Consider the following 19,235-nt stretch of genomic DNA (forward strand, 5'->3'; position numbering starts at 1 on the left):
ATCGACGATGGTCGACCGACAGCGTCCGCGTGAGTGGTGGGAAGTCCTCCGCTACGTCGCGTTCACCGGCACGGACACCTCGCCGACGCGCACGGCGGGGTTGCGCACGCTGCGCAGCGTCGCTCTCACCGGATTCGGCCTGTGGGCGGGTTTCCTCGCCTTCGCGATCGGTTCCGCACCGCCCGCGGTGAAGACGTTCAACGTCGTCATCACCGTGCTGCCCTGTCTGCTGGCGATCCGTTCGCCGCTGTGGGGCTGGCGAGTGCTGCTCGTGGGCATCGTGCTGACGCCGCCGACGCTGCCGCAGATGGTCCAGTTCTGGAGCTGGCCGTGGTCTCCCGGCCTCGCGCTCGCCGCCGCCGTCGTCTTCTACCTCGTCGGGGCGGGCAACGATCAGCGGGAATTGACCTGCGTGGTGCTGATCTCCTTCGCCGTCATGGTGCCCTTCCTGCGCGATTGGCGTGACGCGGCGTTGCTCATGGTCCTGGCCGGCGCGCTGTTCTTCCTCGGCAACACGGTCCGCCAGCGCCGTCTCGCCGACGAAGCCCGGGTCGCCCAGCAGGACCGCCGGATCGCCGAGGAAAGACGGGCGGCGGTGCTGGAGGAACGCGCCGTCATCGCGCGCGAACTGCACGACGTGGTCGCCCATCACATGTCCGTCCTCGCGTTGCGGGCGGATTCGGCACGATTCCGCTTCGCCGGTCCCGGCAAGGCCGACGTCGACGACGGCGTCTGGCGCGAGTTCGCAGACCTCGCCGGGACGGCCCGCGAAGGGCTGACCGAACTGCGCAGACTGCTCGGCGTCCTCCGTTCGGAGGACCGCGAGGTCCTGACCGCCCCGCAGCCGGGACTGGCGATGATTTCCGAACTCGTCGAGCGGGTCCGGGCCGTCGGCACCCCGTGCGAGCTCGACGTCGGCGGCGACCTGGACGCCGTCCCCGCCGGGGTCGCGCTGTCGGTCTGCCGGATCGTGCAGGAGGCGCTCAGCAACGCGATCCGGCACGCTCCCGGCGCACCGGTGTCCGTCGAACTCGTGACCGGTCCGCGTTCGATCCGGCTGGTGATCGAGAACGGGCCGGGGGAGAGGCCGCTGCGAACCGGGCAGACCGGCACCGGTCACGGGCTGCTGGGAATGCGGGAGCGGGCCGCTATGCTCGCGGCGGATCTGGAAGCGCGGGTGAGACCGGACGGTGGTTTCCGGGTCGCGCTGACGGTTCCACTCGACGACGGGGGGCGTTCGGAACCGTGATCACGGTGGTCATCGCCGACGACCAGACCATGGTCCGGCAGAGTTTCCGCGCCGTCCTCGACGCGCAGGAGGACATCCGGGTGGTCGGCGAGGCACCCGACGGGGCCGCGGCCGTCGCCCTCTGCGCCGAACTGACACCGGACGTGGTGCTGATGGACGTCCGCATGCCAGGGCTGGACGGGCTCGAGGCGACCAGGCGCATCGTGGAGAAGTGGCACGAGGTCCGCGTGCTGATGCTCACCACCTTCGACATCGACGAGTACGTGTTCGGCGGGCTGCGGGCGGGCGCGAGTGGCTTCCTGCTGAAGGACGCCCCGCTGGACGACCTGGTCACCGCCGTCAGGGTGGTCGCCGCGGGCAACGCGCTCTTCGCGCCGGCGATCACCAAACGGCTGGTCGGCGAGTTCACCCGGACCCACGCCGCCGCGCACACGGGCAACACCAGGGTGGCGGACCTGACCGCGCGGGAAACCGACGTGCTCCGCCTGATCGCGCGCGGCCTGTCCAACTCCGAGATCGCCGGGGCGCTGGTGATCGCGGAGCAGACCGCGAAATCCCATGTCAGCAGGGTGTTCACCAAACTCGGCGTCCGTGACCGCGCCCAAGCCGTCGTGGTCGCCTACGAGGCCGGGCTCATCGTGCCGGGCGCCGACACCTAGTACCGGGGTACGGGTCCGCCGCCCCGCGCTACCCGGGTAGCGGTGACAAGACGGTTCCGCCGGGCGATGTGCCGCGGCCTCGAAACGGAGATCGTTTCACCCATGGTTCGGATCAACGCCCCGATCGCGGTCGGCACCGCGGTCACCGTGCTCGTCGCGATCGCGTTCGCCTGGTGGCTTTCGGATATCCCGCTGGGGGTCGACTCGGCCGTCTACCGCGCCGGTGGGTCCGCCGTGCTCCACGGGGAGCCGCTGTACGAGCACCTGACCGCGCTACCCGGCTGGGTGCCGGAACTCCCGTTCACCTATCCGCCGTTCGCCGCACTGCTCTTCGTCCCGCTGACCGCGCTGCCGGCGCACGTGTGCTGGGGGCTGCTGGCGATCGCGGCGGCGCCTTCGCTCTATGTCGCGCTCCGGCCCTTCACCGAGCGCGCGTACGTCCCGCTCCTGCTGCTCGCCGCCTTCGCCCTGCAACCGGTGTGGCAGACGATCGGGCTCGGCCAGGTCAATCTTCTCCTGATGGCCGTCGTGGTCGCGGATGTGCTGCTGCTGCGCGAATCGCGCTTCCGCGGGATCGGGATCGGACTCGCGGCGGCGGTCAAACTGATCCCGCTCATCTTCATCGTCCACCTCCTGCTCGTCCGGCGGATCGCGGACGCGGCCCGCGCCTCGGCCGCCTTCGTCGGCGCGACGGCGCTCGCGTTCGTCCTCCTGCCGAAGGATTCCTTGCGCTACTGGACGTCCGCGATCTTCAACAGCCACTTCGCGGAGATGAAAGGCTGGGTGGGAAACCAGTCGTGGCAAGGATTCATCGCACGGACGCTGCCGGAGGGCCGCGTCGCGACAGTGCTGATCGGCTGCTTCGGCGTCCTTTGCGCGGTGGTGATGATGTGGCTCGTCCGACGTCTCCACCGCGTGGGCGACGACCCCGCCGCCCTGCTGGTGACCGCGGGCTGCGCCTTGCTGGTCAGCCCGATTTCGTGGACGCATCACTGGGTGTGGGCGGTACCGGCCCTCGGCTACCTGTGCACCAGGGTCCGGCAGCCGGTGGTGGTGGCGATCCCCGCCGTCGTGTTCACCGGCTGGACGGTCGCCGTGGTCCCCGGTGGCGGCGGCGCCGAACGCACCTGGAACCTCGGCCAAGCCGTCGTCGGCAACGCCTACCTGATCGCGGCGCTCGCCCTGGTTTTCGTGCTCTACCGCCGGCTGTCCGATGTGGACAGCGAGAACGCCGTTCCCGTCGTGGCACGGGGGAGATGATCGGTGACTCAGGCCAGTGACGCTGGTGAAGGCCACCTTGCGGGTATCCACTCCCGCGAGGTGGCCTTTGCGCTTTATACGGGTCCTTCCTGCGGTTCGGGGATCGCTTCGAGCGGTCGCCCTTCGCTCTTCAATATGCGGAGCGCCATGACCGCTCCATCACCATCCATGGTTATGATTCCCGTCCAGTCCCGCTGTACCGCCGCCCAGCGCCTCTTGCACTCGGCGACCACCTCCGGCATCGTCTCCGCGTAGGCCCGGGCGCCGTCACCCGTCTTGAGGATCTCGTGCAGTTCTTTCGGCATCGCCGAGAAGACCTCGACTCGCTCACGTGCGAACCGGAAGACGTGGTCGGTTCCGACGAATGCGATCCCGCCGAGTTCGATGCGAACGTCACATTCCGCGTTGACTGCCTGCGGAGAGTGATCGGCGCCCAGTCGCCGTTGCTGCCGCACGGTCAGGTACTTGTACGCGTTGTCGCGATCGCCGACGAAAGTCAGGAGCGCCGCAGCGCTCGCGCGGACCAGCACCCGGGAGAACCACTCGAACCTGGCCGATGTGATGTGGAATCCGGGACGGCTCGGGGTCTGGCCCTGTGCGTCGACGGTCTGGATGTCCGGGAAGAAGTTCTCTTCCCGCACTGGGCCGTACGGGTCGGGAGAGGGCTTGCCTGGTTCGGCGAGTACACCGCCGCCCACGGGATCGAGCAGGCGTATCTCGATCCCGCCTTCCGCGACGAAAGCCGTCGACATCAGCAGGCTCGGCAGCGGATCGGCACTGCCGCGCCCATCGCCGAGTGCGATCACTTGGACCCGCTCGGCCGAGGCCATCAGCTGATTGTGCTGTGCGCTGGGCTGGCCGTGTGACCCACGTCCGTCGACCAGCGCGATACGCAAGGGCTCACCCGCTTTCCTGCCAACGAGAAAATGCCCAGGTCTGCTCCGTCGTGTGCCCTTCGCCTCCGCACCTTGACCCCGCAGTGCCCAGCCTGCGTCGAGTGCGAGGTCCACGTCGACGGGCTCGAAACGGTACCCAGGATGCCTTCGCTGCAAGATCTCTCGCGCCGCAGTCAGCGCGAACGCTGCACCGAGTTCCTGCGCTTGCACGCCCTTGCGGTGATACCTCGGGTCATGTCCATCGGGTGAGAGTGCCATCCGGCCACCATGAGCTTCCAGCGTGGTGAGGTAGCGCAAGCAGTTCCAATGCTGGGAGAGGCCGCGCGATGGGTTCTGCCCGGACAGCGTGGTCGCGCGGCCGAACGTCTGCAGCAACTCCCACGGCGTGATCATGAAGCCGTTTCGGTGTTCGGCCGGAGGGACGGGCCCGATTTCAGGCTTGCGCAGCACCTCCGGTTTTTCGTCTTTGGAACGCTTCTCGTCTTGTTTCGCGATGTAGCGGGCTACGGCTCCGGACAGCTCTGCGGTGGAGTGAATCGCCACATGAGAGCTCTGCAAGAGCTTTTCCAACGCGTCTCTGAGCTCCATGGTTTCCCGTCCCCTCGTGCGTCCGCCGTGATGCACCGCCTTCCAACTCACCGGATTTCCCGGAATTTGTCTGCCGCCTGAAGGATGACGATCCGCGCAGGGCGGTTGACGCTGCGTATGCCTTGTTTGGTGAACAGCGGAAACTTTCCGCTCAGCTGCCTTCCACACCACTCGTTCGGCCCAGCGGTACTACCCACCCGAGTGAGTTCCTTGCAGGACGGCAGCTCAGTTCCACAGTCGGACGGATTGTGCGTCGAAGAAGGCGATCTCTAAGCCGACCTTCGCGTACGACGTCGCTCGACGTGATTGCATGTACTGTACGGCCTTAATCGTCGCTTCGTTTGACGGCGAGGCGACGTCGCCGAAGAGGGATACGACCAGTCGGATGATCTTCGAGTGGATAATGGCGTCCATGATGTGTGCGTCGTTCTTGCTGAACGACATCCCGTACGACGGCAAACCGCCGCTGATCGCTGCGAGTGACCGAAGTGCGCGACCGAGGTAGTCACTGGTGCCGATACGGGCCGGCTTCTCGCTGCTCGTCCCTTCTGCCACGTATAGAGGGAACGAGTCCGCTTCGAGCTGGGCGCGGATCTGGTCGATCAGCGGTTCGTTGGTCCGGCGCCACGTCAGCTTCTTCAAGCCACCCTCGCTGCGGTACAGGTGAAGGGCTCCGTGGAGGTAAAATACGTTCTGTGAACGGGGATCCAGGTGGTTCCACACGACGTAGTCGGTAGCCTCCCCGGGATCTCGAAAGCCGTCGTCCGCCTGCCTTTCCTGCAGGTTTTCCTCGGGAAAGTCTTGCATGAGAGTCCAGTAGAGCAAGAGGTCGTAGTTCGCGGTGTAGATACGGTCGAACTTTTCCAGGAACCTGCGGACTCGTGAGTAGACTTCGGCGTCGATCTCGTACGGCCGTCCAGGGTGAAGCGCCGCGAGGATGTGAGCCAGGGCATCCTCGAGCTTCGAGGCTTCCTCGTCAAGTGTCGCGGCTTCCGCCGAGTACTTCGTTGCATCGAGCGCGCAGAGCCCGATAGCGGCGTCCTCGAGCGTCTTGATGACAATCTCGAAGTCCTGAGTGTCCAACTTCTGGAAGAGGTGCTGGGCAGTAGCGCTGAGCATGCCTTGCGCCTCGGCATGGGATCGCAAAGCCGAGTATGAGAACCTGGCGGGGTCGAAGGCGATGCTGAACCCGTTTCCCAGTATCAGTCGGGTAGGCGACGCTCTGCCCTTGGAGTTTGTCGGTTCGCTCAGCCAGGCGATGGCCCGTCGTAGTCCATGAAGTCCACTGGTCCACCTCAAATCCGTTTCTGCAGAGAGTGTCCAGGCTTATGTGCCGTGGGCCAACTGCTGGCTGGAGCGCCATTCCTGTCAGCAGAGCTTGGAAAAGTCTCTCACCATGCGCTGGCCTTCGACGGTGGTTCACGAAGGGTGAGGTCATCAACTACTACTCCCGCGTCGCCCCGGTCCTGTTGTCCCATCTGGCCGGGCGGCCGGTGACGAAGGGTGAGGTCATCAACTACTACTCCCGCGTCGCCCCGGTCCTGTTGTCCCATCTGGCCGGGCGGCCGGTGACGTTCATCCGCTTCCCGAACTACTACTCCCGCGTCGCCCCGGTCCTGTTGTCCCATCTGGCCGGGCGGCCGGTGACGTTCATCCGCTTCCCGAACGGTGTCGGCGGCGAGCAGTTCTTCGAGAAGAACGTCCCGCACGGCGCGCCGTCGTGGCTGCCGACCGTCCGGATCGCTCGCAGCGGCAGCCGGGGCTCGACAGAGTCGATCACGTACGCCTTGTTGGACGAACTCGCCGCCGTGGTGAGGGCGGCGAACATGGCCGCACTCGAACTCCACGTTCCACAATAGACCGTCGGCGATGACGGAACACGTCGCCCGCCGGACCGGCTGGCGTTCGACCTCGCCCCCGGGTCGGGCACCTCGATCGTGCACTGCTGCCGTGTCGCCGAACGACTGCACGACGCCCTGACAGACGACGGGTTGGCCCCGTGGGCGAAGACGTCCGGCTCGAAGGGCATGCAGCTCTACCGCGCCATCACCACCGACGACCCTGCGGCGCCGTCGGCGTACGCCAAGAAACTCGCCCAATGCCTGGCCCGGGAGACACGGGACCGGGTAACCGCGGTGATGGCCAAAGCCCAGCGGACGGGGCGGGTGTTCATCGACTGGTCGCAGAACAATCCCGCCAAGACCGTCGTGGCCCCGTATTCGCTGCGTGGCCGCGACCACCCCACCGTCTCCACTCCGATCACCTGGGACGAAGTCCACGCTTGCCGCCGCCCAACAGCTGGTGTTCGTACCGTGCGACGATCGGGCCGCGGATCGTGTCCGGGGCCGCGACCGTGGACGAGGAGCGGGCACTCGAATCCCTGAAGCCGATCGCGAGGACTGGGGCGGGCACCGTCCTCGTCGGCCATGGCCGGGCCTGGACCGAAGGCGCCGAGAAGATGGTCGAACTCGCGCGGCGGCGTGGCCTCTCGTGACGTCGGCTGTTTGACGGCCGTGTGACGGGGTATGGGCAGGCATGACGCGGAGCACGGCGGGAGCGGTCTGGCAGGTTCGGTTCGTCGAGCGGTTCCGGTATCGGGTGGAGTACTGCTGCCGCGGTTCCGGCGCCGGGACGTTCGAGGTGGTGCTGACACCGTGGTTGCGTGAGGCGGTGGACCTGTCGGCGGCGGACGACGCCCTGGCCTTGTGCGCGGCCGGGCTGGTCCTCGACTCGCTGCTCCCGGCCGGGACGCCGATACCGCGAGAGGTCGACCTCGAGACGGTGGTCTACGCCGATCCCTCCTTCGTCACCGAACTGCGCGGGCGCTTGCGGCACGGGACCGATCGGGAACTGGTCACCGAATCGGCGTGAAGAGGCCTGGCTCCGGTGGCCATGGTCAACGTCCGCGGGGGTCGCTGCTGGGGCCTTGGTCGTCGGGCTGGGTGGCGGAGGCGGCGATTTCGGCCGGGTCCGCGGCGTTCCCAGGGTGGCCGGTCGTGCGGTGGGCTTCGTCGCGGATGCGTTCGATCATGTGCGGGTAGTGCAGTTCGAAGGCGGGGCGTTCGGAGCGGATCCGGGGCAGTTCCAGGAAGTTGTGCCGGGGTGGCGGGCTGGTGGTGGCCCATTCCAGTGAGTTGCCGAAACCCCAGGGATCGTCGACGTCGACCGGTTCGCCGTAACGGTAGCTTTTGAACACGTTCCAGATGAACGGCAGCACGGACAGGCCGAGCAGGAAAGCGCCGATCGTCGAGACCATGTGCATACCGGTGAACTGGTCACTGTGCAGGTAATCCGCGTAGCGGCGGGGCATACCGGCGTTACCGAGCCAATGCTGGACCAGGAAGGTGACGTGGAAGCCGATGAACGTGGTCCAGAAATGCCATTTGGCGAGCCGCTCGTCCAGCAGCCGGCCGGTGATCTTGGGGAACCAGAAGTAGATCCCGGCGAAGGTGGCGAAGACGATGGTGCCGAACAGGACGTAGTGGAAGTGCGCCACCACGAAGTAGGTGTCGTGGATGTGGAAGTCCAGCGGCGGTGAGGCGAGGATGATCCCGGTCAGTCCGCCGAGCAGGAACGTCACCAGGAATCCGACCGACCACAGCATCGGTGATTCGAAGGTGAGCTGTCCTTTCCACATGGTGCCGATCCAGTTGAAGAACTTGATCCCGGTCGGCACCGCGATGAGGAAGGTCATGATGGAGAAGAACGGCAACAGGACCGCGCCGGTGGCGAACATGTGGTGCGCCCATACCGCCACCGACAGCGCGGTGATCGCGATCGTCGCGAACACCATGGTCTTGTAGCCGAANGCCGATCCAGTTGAAGAACTTGATCCCGGTCGGCACCGCGATGAGGAAGGTCATGATGGAGAAGAACGGCAACAGGACCGCGCCGGTGGCGAACATGTGGTGCGCCCATACCGCCACCGACAGCGCGGTGATCGCGATCGTCGCGAACACCATGGTCTTGTAGCCGAACAACGGTTTCCGGCTGAATACCGGGATGATCTCGCTGACGATGCCGAAATACGGCAGGGCGATGATGTACACCTCGGGGTGGCCGAAGAACCAGAACAGGTGCTGCCACAGGATGGCGCCGCCGTTGGCCGGGTCGAAGACGTGCGCCCCGAGATGCCTGTCGGCCATCAGGCCGAACAAAGCCGCCGTCAGGATCGGGAACGCCAGCAGGATCAGGATGCTGGTGAAGAAGATGTTCCAGGTGAAGATCGGCATGCGCCACATCAGCATCCCCGGACAGCGCAGGCACACGATCGTGGTGATCATGTTGACCGCGCCCAGGATCGTCCCGAGGCCGGTCACGATCAGCCCGGCGATCCACAGATCCCCGCCGACGCCCGGTGAATGCACGGCCGTTGACAACGGTGTGTAGGCCGTCCAGCCGAAGTCCGGTGGCCCGCCCGGCGTCAGGTAGCCGCCGAGCACGATCATCGCGCCGAACAGGTACAGCCAGTACGAGAAGGCGTTCAACCGCGGAAACGCGACATCGGGCGAGCCGATCTGGAGCGGCACCAGGAAGTTCGCGAAGGCGAACACGTTCGGTGTCGCGTAGAGCAGCAGCATGATCGTGCCGTGCATGGTGAAGAGCTGGTTGTACTGCTCCGGCGACAGGAACTGAAGACCGGGACGCGCCAGTTCCCCGCGCATCAGCAACGCGGTCAGGCCGCCGATCAGGAAGAACCCGAATGACGTGACCATGTACATCACGCCGATCGTCTTCGGGTCCGTCGTCCTCATCAGCTTCAGCAGGGTGTTTCCCCGCCTGCCTTTCTGACGAGGCGCGTGCGGTACCGGTAGTGGCCGTGCCGGCGTCTGGGTCATGGAACTCCTGTCCCTGCGTCTCGGAGGTCGCAGGCGTGTACCCGCCTTTTCGGTCGTCACACCTGTTCGCGGTCATGTGTGAAGCACGGCGAGGCGGGAATCCGGCGGCAACCACATGTTTCCGCCGGACAGAGGGAAGAAAAAGTGCCCGACACCGAAAACGAAGACGTCATCGCCCTGTTGCACCGTCAGCACGACGAGATCCGGCTGCTGTTCACCGAACTGGAGACCGCGAAAGGAGAACAGCGCCGGGACCTGTTCCGTGACCTCGTCCGGCTTCTCGCCGTGCACGAGACCGCCGAAGAAGAGGTGATCCACCCGGAAGTGCGCGGCTTGCCGGACGGCGAACACGTAGTGGAAGCCCGTATCGGCGAGGAACACCGCGCCAAGCGGCTGCTCGTCACCTTGACCGAGATGGGGCCGGAGGCCGAGGGCTTCGACACCCTGCTCGTCCAGTTGCGCGAGGACGTTCTCGCGCACGCGGAACACGAAGAAAAAGAGGAGTTCCCGCTGCTGCGGGCGGCGCACGGCCCCGAACGGCTCCGCGCCATGGCCGCGACCGTGCGGGTGGCGGAGGCGATCGCGCCGACCCGCCCCCACCCCGGCGTCGAGAGCGCGACGGCGAACCTCCTGCTCGGCCCGCCCATCGCGATCATGGACCGCGCCCGCGACGCCATCCGCGACGCCCTCGGCCGCTGAGCTACGCGCGAGAGAAGGAAACCATGCCCGACAATGACCAGTCTTACGACGCCCCACAGGACACTGGCGCCCCCGACCAGGCCGAGACCGATCCGGCGGCACTGTCCAGCGCCGAGGATCTCGACGAAGACCGCCTGCGCGTCGACCCGCTCGAAGAGGGAATGGACCCGCCCGAACACTGGAGCGGGGTGACCAAGTACGGCATGACCCCCTGGGAGCAGGCGCACCCCGCCCCGCTCGGTGAGCGGCTGGCCGAAGAACGCCCGGACGTCGACGAAACGGCGGAGGCCGCCGACCGTGAGCGGAAGGAGCGTGCGGATGACATCAGCCCGGACAGTGTCGAATACGCCGAAAGCCTCGGGATCGCGGCCGATTTCGCCGGCGGTTCCGTGCCCGACGAGATCCGCACCCCACCACCACCGGACTGATCGAGCCCGCCGAGGAAAGGCAGACGAATGACATCAGCACGAACAGTCGCCGCGGCCGCCGTGGGTGGGGCAGGCGTGGTCGCCTTGACCGTCATCCGAGGACTGCGCGGGCCGGCCGCCGACCATGACGACCATTGGCTGGCGGTGACCGTCAACCGCGCGCCCGACGACGTAGGGACGATGGACTCGTTGCCGGAACCGCTGGCGCGGCTGGGCGACGGGATCGAACTGCGCATCGTGCCCGCCGCGGGGGACAAGGGCACCGAATTACGCGCCCGCCCGGCGGGGACCGAGGTGTCGCGCGGGGATCTGCGTTCCGCGCTCCGCAAGGCGAAGTCGCTCATCGAAACGGGAATCGTGCTCGAGGCGGATCCTCCGTCCGCTCATCCCGGGCCCCTCGGCAAGGTCCTGCGAAAGGTGACCCGCAACGCGCAGAAAGGTGGACGGCTGTGAAGGCACTCTGCTGGGAAGGTGTCAACGACGTCCGGGTGCAGAACGTCCCGGACCCCCGCATCCAAAACGACAAGGATCTCATCCTGAAGGTCGGGCTCAGCACGTCCTGCGGCTCCGATCTGCACCTGCTGACCGGGCACATCCCCTTCATGCAGGCAGGTGACGTGATCGGGCACGAGTTCATGGGCGAGGTCGTCGAGACCGGCCCGGGCGTGACCCGCCACAAGCCCGGTGACCGGGTGGTCGTGTGCTCGTTCATCGGCTGCGGCGAATGCTGGTACTGCCGCCGCGACCTCTGGTCGTTGTGCGACAACACCAACACCAACCCGGGAATCACCCAGGGCCTCTGGGGCGCCGACCCCGGAGGCATCTTCGGGTACTCCCACGCGATGGGCGGCTTCAAGGGCAGCCACGCCGAATACGTCCGCGTGCCCTTCGCCGACCACACCGCCATCCCGATCCCCGAAGGCGTCGACGACCTGAGCGCGTTGTTCGCCTCGGATTCGGTGCCGACCGGCTGGATGGGCGCCGATCTCGGGGGTGTCCAGCCTGGCGACGTGGTCGCCGTCTGGGGCTGCGGCGCGGTCGGCCAGATGGCCGCCCGCGCGGCACAACTCCTGGGCGCCGAACGGGTTTTCGTCATCGACCGGTTCGACTACCGGCTCGACCAGGCCGAACGCGTCTTCGGAGTCGAGACCTTGAACTACGAGCACACCGACATCGGCGCCGCGCTGCGCGAAGCGACCGGTGGCCGGGGCCCCGACGTGTGCATCGAAGCGGTCGGCTGCGAAGCCCACAGCTTCGGTCCCCAGAACGTCTACGACCAGGTCAAGAGCAAGCTCAAACTGGAGACCGACCGGCCCATCGCCGTCCGCGAAGCCATCCACAACTGCCGCAAGGGCGGCTCGGTGTTCGTGCTCGGCGTCTTCAGCGGATTCGTCGACAAATTCCCCCTCGGCGCCATGATGAACAAAGGCCTCACCCTGCGCGGCGCCCAGCAACATGGCCAGCGCTACATCCCCATGTTGCTGGACCGCCTCGCCAAGGGAGAACTTTCGACCGGCCACCTCGCCACGCACGTGCTGCCACTGGACGACGCACCCCACGGCTACGACCTGTTCAAGAACAAGAAGGACGACTGCGTGCGCGCGGTTTTCCGCCCGTGAAGCTTACTTGGCGAGCGTGCCGGTGGCGTGAGCGACGAACCGGATGGCGACGTCGCGGAGTTTGGTGTTCTCGCGCTGGGATTGCTCGACGAGCAGGGTGAAGGCGTCGTCGGCGCTGATCTGGCGCAGCGCCATGAGGATGCCTTTGGCCTGATCGATCACCGCGCGGTTGTTCATCGCCGTATGGAGGTGGTCGGCGGTGTCGCGGGCCTGCTGGTAGCGGGTGTAGACACGCAGCAGGGCGGTGGCGGCGCTGGTGTAGAGGTCGAGCAGTTTCTCGTCCAGTTCGGCGAAGCCGCCGCCGTGCCCGCTGTAGCAGTTGACCGCGCCGGAGTGCCCGTCGCCGCACAACGAGTCCACCGCCCGTTCCGCATCGGCGTAGTCGGAGAACTCCGCTACCACCACCCGGTCCCGGGAACTGGTCACCTGAATCGAACGAGCCATCACTTCCGCCTCCGTCGCTCATCACATCAGCGGCTGAACACCTCGCATACCCGCCCTGGGGCCCGCCAACCAGGTCGGCGGTCACCATCTGCCGGCAAAGCGCAAAGAGGCCGAATCGAGGTGGCGTTCACAAGCGTTCAGATACCTGGATCGCCTGTCAAGTCAACGGTCGGTCCCGGGTGTCGCATCCGCCGTTACGACATTCCCACCGTGAGGAGAGGCGCGCGAAAGCAATGACGTTCACCGGCACCAGGTATTCATCGGTATTTCCCGGAGAAACGATTCGCCGGTGGCCTCTTGGCTTCCACCGCACAGCATCCGGTCAGGTGTCGTCGTGGCTCGGTCGGGCCGTGGGCGACGGAGTTCGCTGGAACAGCAGGTACAGGTAGAACAGGGCGGGCAGGAGGAGCACTGTGCCCGCGGACAGGGCGATGAGCAGGGCGAGCAGGGTCGGGCGACCGGTGGCGGCTTGGTCGACGGTCAATGAGGGCAGTAGCAGGTAGGGGTATTGGCCTGCTGCCCAGCCGATGAGGATGGCGGCGACGGCGAGTGCGGAGGCGATTCGTGCGGCGATGTATCGGCGGGTGTGCAGGAGGCCGAGCGCGGCAAGTCCTGCGATCACCGACAGCGCCACCGCCGGTAGTCCGCGGCCGGTGAGCCCGTCGAACAGCAGCGGAGCATCCGAGCGCAGCACCGCGATGCCGGCGAGTCCTACGGTGCCGGTGATGACCGCGGTGGCCAGGGCGCGGCGGCGGAACGCTTCGGCGAGGTCCTGCTGGCCGTCCCGGCGCGCGTCGCCGCAGAGGAACACGGCGGCCAGGTAGGCGCAGACGAGTATGGCGAGGGTGCCGCCGAGCAGGGAGGTGGGGTTGGCCCAGCTTGTGATCACGTCGCCTGCGCTGATGCCGGGCGGTACTCGTCCCGACGCCACTCCGCCGACGACCGCGCCGAAGAAGAACGGGGTGAGCAGCGAGGACAGGGCGAACACCGCTCCGAAGAACCGGCGCATTCCGAGCGTGCCGACGCTCTTTCGGTAGGCGAAGGCCGCGCCGCGCCCGATGATGCCGAACGCGGCGAGGGTGAGCGGGATGTAGAGGGTGGTGACGGCGGCGGCGAACCCGCCGGAGAACCCGGTCCACAGCACCACGAACACGAAGATCAGCCAGACGTGGTTGGCCTCCCACACCGGGCCGATCGAGCGTTCGATCCGGTCCCGGATGGGGCGTCCTCGTTCGGTGCCGCCCGCGAGCAGGTCCCAGATGCCGCCGCCGAAGTCGGCGCCGCCGAACAGGGCGTAGGCAAGCAGGCCGAGGAACGCCGCTCCCAGCACGAGTTCCGCGAGTGTCATCGCGGCTGCTCCTGTTCCTGCGGGGCGAGGGTGTCGCGGCCGCGGGCCAGTCTGCGCAGCACGACCACGGTGAACACCGTCAGCACGGTGTAGACGGCGAGTACCGCGGCCAGGCCCCACGCGAGCCCTGGCGCCGGGCTGACCGCGTCGGCGGTGCGCATCAGTCCGTAGACGATCCAGGGCTGCCTGCCGACCTCGGTGGTGATCCATCCGGCTTCCATCGCCACCACCGCCCCGGCCCCGGCCGCGGCGACAGCCCGCAGGAACCACGCGGTGCGGGGCAGCCGGCGTCGGCGCCACCACACCAGCCCGAACCACGCGGCCAGCGCGAGCAGAGCTGTGCCGATGCCGACCATGGTGTTGTAGGCCAGGTGCACGATGTTGACCGGCGGCCGTTGGTCGGCGGGCACCTCTTCCAAGCCGGTCACCACGCCGTTCGGGTCATGGTGGATCAGCAGCGAGAGCCCGTCCGGTATGTGCAGGGCGTAACGGAGCTCGTTGTCGATGTAGATGCCGCCGATCGACAGGTCCGCGCCCGCGGTGGTCTGGTAGAGGCCCTCCATCGCGGCCAGCTTGGCGGGCTGGTTGTCAGCGACGGTGTTGGCGATCCAGTCTCCGACGCCGATTTGCACTGGAGCGCGAGGAGGACGGCGACAGCGAGTTCGGCCAGGTCGCCATCCACAGACCGGCGATGTCCAGCACCGCGAGAAGTGGGAACACCATCCGGGTTAGGGGCCCGCAGGGGTGCTGACGAATGGGCGGGTACGCCGTCTCCGATCGGGCACCGGCGTCAACCGGGGTCGGTCCGCATCAGCCGGCAGATGTCGGACCGGCTCATTTCTGGAAAGCGTCGGCTCCGGCTCGGTCGCGGTGGGGTTCGAGGAGGGCACGCTGTTCGGAAGCCCGCTCGATCAACCGCGCGAAGTCGATACCGGGCAGGCACGAAGTCAGGCCGGCGAGCCTGCCGAGCGTGTCCCACAACTGTTTCTTGCCCTCGATGCCCATGACGAGGAATTCGAGTTCTTCGAAGCGGCTGAGCGGGGAATAGCTTGTCAGCCTTCCATTGGGTTCGAGCCGCCCGACGCGTTCCGCCAGCCCTGTCAGGACGCTCTTGACGGGGTTACGCCGGATACCCAGCCTGCGCATGATGACCTGGAAGGTCTCGATGTCTTCGGCGATGCCCGTCGCGACGCGGGCCAGCGCGTCGCCCACCTCGCTCCCCTTGTTGGCCTTCTTGGATCGGCGGGCCAGCTCGCGCCAGGCGATGCCCATGCGAGCTGGTCATTGAGGTAAATGCTCAGGAATCGGTCCACCGTCAGCTCCTTTCTCCGGCGATCCGGGGACTGGAGCCGGTCGCTTCCGGCCAGCGGCGTACCCCCGCACCTTGGGCGTAGGACAGATGCCCACCGAGTGCGCCGCCGGCGCTCACGACCGCGAGCGCGAGGAGCCCCAGTGTGGCCCCCTTGCGGTGTTTCCCCTGCCGGCGCACGAGATAGGAAGCGGTGAAGACGGACGCGGCGACCGTGTTCGTCACCGCGTGCAGGGTGCCGATCCGGCGCTGGCGTTCGTCGAGGTCGGCGTAGTCGGCCAAGCCCGCGATGATCGCCGGTGGAGTGGCCACCAGTCCGATTGCGACCAGTTTCCGGGCCGCGTCCTCGTTCCGGGTGCCGAGATCGAAGACCGCGGAGGAGATCCACGCGCCCAGAGGGACGGTGACGACCAGGGGGTGCAGGGGATGCCCGAGCCAACCTCCTCGCAGCAGTCCGTCGGTCCGCGTCGCATGAAGTGCGCGCCGGACGATCGCGCCCACGGCGGCGGAAGTGGAGTCCGCAGCACGGAACGATTCCGCTGCGCGGAGCAGTTCGCGGGGTTTCATGTGTTTGGGCTACCCGTCGCGAAGCCGTCTACACCCCCGGTAGCTCGCGCCAGGAGTTCGTCGGCGTCCCGCAGCGAAAGAGGTCGCTTTCGGCGACGCGTCCTCAGGAACCGGCCCGGGCGAGAAAATCCGCGGTCAGGGCACCGCGATGGTAGGGAAAGGTGTGCGCGCCCTCCACCGTCCACGACCGGACATGGTTCGCCGACGTGGTCAACCGATCCATCCAGGATTGTGGTGCGAAGGCATCGTGTCGGCCACGGCCGAGGAACACCGGGCACTCCACCGACTTGATCAGCTCTTCGGGTTCGTCACGCTGTGCCGAGCGCACGAACCGCGCCAACGCTTTCGGACCTGCCCGGAGGTAGTCCGGTCCGAGCGCTCCGGCCAGTCCCGGCGGCTCGTGGAGAGCGTTACGGACGAAGGCGCCCCCCAGCCCACGGAAACGGCGGAGTTCCGGCGGGAAAGTCGGTCCGAGCAGCACCAAGCGGTGCACGCGGTCCGGTCGCACGAGCGTCGCGTGCACCGCCGCCTGCGCACCGGTCGAGTGCCCGGCCAGCACGACAGAGCGGCCCGGCACCTCCGACAGCCACGCGGCGACCGTCTCGGCGACCGCGGACAATTCGGGTTCACAGGCGTTCGCGCCGACGTGCCCAAAACCGGGGACGTCGAGCAGGAAGGCGTGGCTCCAAGTAGCGCAACGGGCCAGGGTGTCCTCCAAGTATCGAGGCGCGCCCAAACCCGGTACCAGCACCACCACGGGACTTCCGGCGCGGTCGAACCCGGCCTCGAGACTGCGTACCCGACGTCCGCGAACGGTGTCCCACCGTTCGCGGACCGCCGCGCGCGAGTCGTGAAGCATCGCCAGTCCTTTCCGCTCGGAGCGGGGATTACCGCGGGCGGCCGCGGCGAAACCGGCACGGGATGGAGATGGCTCTTCANAACGGTGTCCCACCGTTCGCGGACAGCCGCGCGCGAGTCGTGAAGCATCGCCAGTCCTTTCCGCTCGGAGCGGGGATTACCGCGGGCGGCCGCGGCGAAACCGGCACGGGATGGAGATGGCTCTTCACACACCGAGGGTTGCCGGGCGGATTCGCCGGGTAGAGCATCCGGACCGCCGGTGATCGGAGACCACGACAGCGGATTGCTGTTCACCCAGCCGGACGGGAGCCCTCTGCATCCGGCCGATGTGACCGAGCGGTTCTCATCCTTTGGAACCCAGCCCGACAGCTCGGGCTCGTCTCGGGCACGGATCAGACCATAGTGGACAGTAAGGAAGTGGAAGAAATGCATCCACATAACACAAAACCCCACGTCATCGAAACCGAAAACGTGGGGTCTAAGTGTGCGCCATCAGGGACTCGAACCCCGAACCCGCTGGTTAAGAGCCAGCTGCTCTGCCAATTGAGCTAATGGCGCCTGCTTGTTCCGCCGCTTTGGTGTTCCCCTCGGCGACGTGGAAAACATTAACACAGGGTTGCTGGGGCCCGTTTCAGGGGGGTCCCCTAACGACGGACCGGGATGTATTCGGCCATCCGGCCGCGAGCGTTGCGGCCGGTCAGGCAGACTATAGCCAGACGTTGGGGTTGGTACCACGCGAAACGGGCGGTGTGCATGAGGGTCTGGGGAGCGACGGGGCGGTCGCGGGTGGCTGTGGTGGCGTTGGTGGCTGGGTTCACACTCGCCGCGTGCAGCAGTACACCGTCGGGTGAATCGCCGTCGCAGGGTGGTGCTCCTGGGGGTTCGCAGCAGAGTGCGGCGCCCGCGCCGGAGCCGAAGCCGGCCGTGGTGACGCTGACCCCGGCGCAGGGTGCGGCGAACGTGGCGCCCGGCGAGCCGGTCACGGTGGCCGTGGCCGACGGCAAGGTGGGCGAGGTCAAGCTGACCGGTGCCGACGGCAAGGTCGTCGCGGGCAAGCCGAAGGAAGACGGTTCGGGCTGGGAGTCGGCGGAGCCGCTCGGCTATGGCAAGACCTACACCGTCACCGCGGCCGCGACCGGCACCGATGGCAAGCCGGTCACCTCGACCTCGACGTTCTCCACGGCCAAGCCGGGCCGTCAGATCGGCGTTTCGATCAACCTGGTCGAAGGGGAGACGGTCGGCGTCGGCCTGCCGTTGATCTTCACCTTCACCGGCAACGTGCCGGACAAGGCGGCGACCGAGAAGATGCTGAAGATCGTCACCGAGCCGCAGGCCGAGGGCGCGTTCCACTGGTTCGGCGAGAAGACCGTGATGTGGCGGCCCAAGGAGTATTTCAAGCCGGGCACGAAGATCTCGGTCAACGCGGCGATCTACGGCAAGAACCTCGGCAACAACACCTTCGGCCGTGAGGACAAGCCCGCCAAGGTGGTCGTCGGCGACAAGCTGGTCGCGACCGCGGACGGCGGCACGCACCAGATGAAGGTCGTGGTGAACGACCAAGAGGTGAAACAGATGCCGATCTCGATGGGCAAGCCGTCGAGCAGCACCCCGGCCGGTACCTACACGGTGATGAGCGAGCACACCGGGTACACGATGGACTCCAGCACGTACGGCGTCCCGACGGACAGCAAGGCCGGCTACCGCACGTTCGTGAAGTACGCGGTGCGCATGTCGAACAGCGGCATCTTCTACCACTCGGCGCCGTGGTCGGTCGGTTCGCAGGGCAAGCGGAACGTGAGCCACGGCTGCATCAACCTGTCGACCGAGAACGCGAAGTGGCTGATGGACACCTCGAAGAAGGGCGACATCATCACGGTCACCAACTCGGGCCCGCAGGTGCTGGAGCCCACCGACGGCTGGTCGGTGTGGCAGATGTCGTGGGACGACTGGAAGACCGGCGGCGACCGGAACTGACCTATGGCCATGAGGGGTCCCGTTAGGACGAATTCCGTCCTGACGGGACCCCTCATGGCGTTTCGGGCGGCGGGGTGCCGTAGTGGTACTCCCACTGCACTTCGCCGCTGGTCTTGTAGCGGCACTTCTGGGTGCCGGTGTCCCAGGTCTTGTCCGGATCACGACGGCACTTCTGGTGCTCAAGTTCGGCGAGGTACTTCTGGGACTGGGCCTTGGTGCAGCTCGGGTAGCCGGGCTCGCAGCGCCACGGTGACTTCTTGACCGAAGACTTCGGCGGGCTCACCGTCACGGTCACCGGCGGCGGTACCGAAGTGGACGGCGTCGCGGTCACGGTCGTGACCGGTGTCGACGTCATCGCCGGCACCGGTGTCGGGCTCGGTGGGTGGGCCGTGCAGGCGGAGATCAGCGCGAAGAGTCCCGAGATCACCAAGACCGGCCAGCGTCTCATGGCATCCTCCGCGCGAGTTACTTCCTGAACTCGCGCGAGCGCCACGCCGCG

The 19,235-nt window shown here is 67.0% G+C and carries 18 protein-coding genes, 1 tRNA gene and 4 pseudogenes; 11 read left to right on the forward strand and 12 right to left on the reverse strand.

From position 1 onward, the window contains the following. Positions 1 to 7: 7 nt before the first annotated feature. From ACXIZN_RS42690 to ACXIZN_RS42700, 3 genes are all read left to right on the forward strand, one after another. Positions 8 to 1,249 (forward strand): sensor histidine kinase, encoded by a 1,242-nt coding sequence (locus ACXIZN_RS42690; protein WP_457960393.1) that lies wholly within the window; start codon positions 8 to 10, stop codon positions 1,247 to 1,249. Then, the gene (locus tag ACXIZN_RS42695) at positions 1,246 to 1,908 is read left to right on the forward strand and encodes a response regulator (protein WP_457960394.1); all 663 of its coding nucleotides are present in this window, start codon (positions 1,246 to 1,248) and stop codon (positions 1,906 to 1,908) included. Before ACXIZN_RS42690 ends, ACXIZN_RS42695 begins: the two co-directional genes overlap by 4 nt. Before the next feature lie 102 nt (positions 1,909 to 2,010). After that, positions 2,011 to 3,168 (forward strand): glycosyltransferase 87 family protein, encoded by a 1,158-nt coding sequence (locus ACXIZN_RS42700; RefSeq protein ID WP_457960395.1) that lies wholly within the window; start codon positions 2,011 to 2,013, stop codon positions 3,166 to 3,168. A 74-nt stretch (positions 3,169 to 3,242) separates the two neighbouring features. On the opposite strand, the gene ACXIZN_RS42705 is transcribed toward ACXIZN_RS42700, so the two are convergent. Both ACXIZN_RS42705 and ACXIZN_RS42710 read right to left on the reverse strand, forming a co-directional pair. Further along, a complete protein-coding gene (locus ACXIZN_RS42705; RefSeq protein WP_457960396.1) occupies positions 3,243 to 4,652 on the reverse strand; it encodes a hypothetical protein in 1,410 nt (469 codons plus the stop codon). A 225-nt stretch (positions 4,653 to 4,877) separates the two neighbouring features. Beyond that, positions 4,878 to 5,951, reverse strand: a complete 1,074-nt coding sequence (locus ACXIZN_RS42710; RefSeq protein WP_457960397.1) for a DUF4917 family protein — start codon at positions 5,949 to 5,951, stop codon at positions 4,878 to 4,880. 194 nt (positions 5,952 to 6,145) lie between these two features. Between ACXIZN_RS42710 and ligD the strand changes: the two are divergent. The 3 genes and pseudogenes from ligD (at position 6,146) to ACXIZN_RS42725 (ending at position 7,523) form a co-directional block, all read left to right on the forward strand. After that, positions 6,146 to 7,036: pseudogene (gene ligD / locus ACXIZN_RS42715) on the forward strand (non-homologous end-joining DNA ligase). Next, positions 6,934 to 7,146: a hypothetical protein gene (locus tag ACXIZN_RS42720; protein WP_457960747.1), complete on the forward strand. Its 213-nt coding sequence runs from the start codon at positions 6,934 to 6,936 to the stop codon at positions 7,144 to 7,146. The pseudogene ligD and the gene ACXIZN_RS42720 overlap by 103 nt, the downstream one beginning before the upstream one ends. Before the next feature lie 41 nt (positions 7,147 to 7,187). Further along, positions 7,188 to 7,523: a hypothetical protein gene (locus ACXIZN_RS42725; protein ID WP_457960398.1), complete on the forward strand. Its 336-nt coding sequence runs from the start codon at positions 7,188 to 7,190 to the stop codon at positions 7,521 to 7,523. Positions 7,524 to 7,548: 25 nt separating this feature from the next. Here ACXIZN_RS42725 and ACXIZN_RS42730 read toward each other — a convergent pair. Both ACXIZN_RS42730 and ACXIZN_RS42735 read right to left on the reverse strand, forming a co-directional pair. Then, a pseudogene (locus tag ACXIZN_RS42730) lies at positions 7,549 to 8,460 on the reverse strand (cytochrome c oxidase subunit I); the annotation flags it as partial. A 13-nt stretch (positions 8,461 to 8,473) separates the two neighbouring features. Continuing rightward, positions 8,474 to 9,490 (reverse strand): annotated as a pseudogene (locus ACXIZN_RS42735) (cbb3-type cytochrome c oxidase subunit I); the annotation flags it as partial. 144 nt (positions 9,491 to 9,634) lie between these two features. Here ACXIZN_RS42735 and ACXIZN_RS42740 point away from each other — a divergent pair. From ACXIZN_RS42740 to ACXIZN_RS42755, 4 genes are read left to right on the forward strand one after another with little or no spacing between them, the layout of a single operon-like run. Next, on the forward strand, positions 9,635 to 10,189 hold the full coding sequence (locus ACXIZN_RS42740; RefSeq protein WP_457960399.1) for a hemerythrin domain-containing protein: 555 nt from the start codon (positions 9,635 to 9,637) through the stop codon (positions 10,187 to 10,189). A 23-nt stretch (positions 10,190 to 10,212) separates the two neighbouring features. Beyond that, a complete protein-coding gene (locus ACXIZN_RS42745) occupies positions 10,213 to 10,617 on the forward strand; it encodes a hypothetical protein (RefSeq protein ID WP_457960400.1) in 405 nt (134 codons plus the stop codon). Positions 10,618 to 10,644: 27 nt separating this feature from the next. Then, complete coding sequence (locus tag ACXIZN_RS42750) at positions 10,645 to 11,070, forward strand: hypothetical protein (protein ID WP_457960401.1); 426 nt, start codon at positions 10,645 to 10,647, stop codon at positions 11,068 to 11,070. Then, the gene (locus ACXIZN_RS42755) at positions 11,067 to 12,236 is read left to right on the forward strand and encodes a zinc-dependent alcohol dehydrogenase (RefSeq protein ID WP_457960402.1); all 1,170 of its coding nucleotides are present in this window, start codon (positions 11,067 to 11,069) and stop codon (positions 12,234 to 12,236) included. The genes ACXIZN_RS42750 and ACXIZN_RS42755 overlap by 4 nt, the downstream gene beginning before the upstream one ends. Positions 12,237 to 12,239: 3 nt before the next feature. Here the strand turns inward: ACXIZN_RS42755 and ACXIZN_RS42760 are convergent. From ACXIZN_RS42760 to ACXIZN_RS42790, 7 genes and pseudogenes are all read right to left on the reverse strand, one after another. Beyond that, positions 12,240 to 12,572: pseudogene (locus ACXIZN_RS42760) on the reverse strand (ANTAR domain-containing response regulator); the annotation flags it as partial. A 430-nt stretch (positions 12,573 to 13,002) separates the two neighbouring features. Continuing rightward, the gene (locus ACXIZN_RS42765) at positions 13,003 to 14,028 is read right to left on the reverse strand and encodes a cytochrome d ubiquinol oxidase subunit II (protein ID WP_457960403.1); all 1,026 of its coding nucleotides are present in this window, start codon (positions 14,026 to 14,028) and stop codon (positions 13,003 to 13,005) included. Beyond that, complete coding sequence (locus ACXIZN_RS42770; protein WP_457960404.1) at positions 14,025 to 14,660, reverse strand: cytochrome ubiquinol oxidase subunit I; 636 nt, start codon at positions 14,658 to 14,660, stop codon at positions 14,025 to 14,027. Before ACXIZN_RS42770 ends, ACXIZN_RS42765 begins: the two co-directional genes overlap by 4 nt. Before the next feature lie 202 nt (positions 14,661 to 14,862). Further along, the gene (locus tag ACXIZN_RS42775; RefSeq protein ID WP_457960405.1) at positions 14,863 to 15,300 is read right to left on the reverse strand and encodes a hypothetical protein; all 438 of its coding nucleotides are present in this window, start codon (positions 15,298 to 15,300) and stop codon (positions 14,863 to 14,865) included. A 43-nt stretch (positions 15,301 to 15,343) separates the two neighbouring features. Next, the gene (locus tag ACXIZN_RS42780; RefSeq protein ID WP_457960406.1) at positions 15,344 to 15,904 is read right to left on the reverse strand and encodes a DUF2231 domain-containing protein; all 561 of its coding nucleotides are present in this window, start codon (positions 15,902 to 15,904) and stop codon (positions 15,344 to 15,346) included. 103 nt (positions 15,905 to 16,007) lie between these two features. After that, entirely contained in the window at positions 16,008 to 16,763 is a 756-nt protein-coding gene (locus ACXIZN_RS42785; RefSeq protein ID WP_457960407.1) for an alpha/beta fold hydrolase, read from the reverse strand. A gap of 484 nt (positions 16,764 to 17,247) precedes the next feature. After that, positions 17,248 to 17,320 (reverse strand) — tRNA-Lys (locus tag ACXIZN_RS42790). Positions 17,321 to 17,515: 195 nt separating this feature from the next. Here ACXIZN_RS42790 and ACXIZN_RS42795 point away from each other — a divergent pair. Further along, on the forward strand, positions 17,516 to 18,736 hold the full coding sequence (locus ACXIZN_RS42795; RefSeq protein WP_457960408.1) for a L,D-transpeptidase: 1,221 nt from the start codon (positions 17,516 to 17,518) through the stop codon (positions 18,734 to 18,736). 52 nt (positions 18,737 to 18,788) lie between these two features. Here the strand turns inward: ACXIZN_RS42795 and ACXIZN_RS42800 are convergent, their stop codons facing one another. Beyond that, positions 18,789 to 19,184 carry a hypothetical protein gene (locus tag ACXIZN_RS42800; RefSeq protein WP_457960409.1) on the reverse strand — a complete coding sequence of 132 codons (396 nt, stop codon included), beginning with the start codon at positions 19,182 to 19,184 and terminating at the stop codon, positions 18,789 to 18,791. Between the last annotated feature and the right edge of the window lie 51 nt (positions 19,185 to 19,235).

It is taken from the genome of Amycolatopsis sp. TRM77291, from assembly GCF_054166285.1.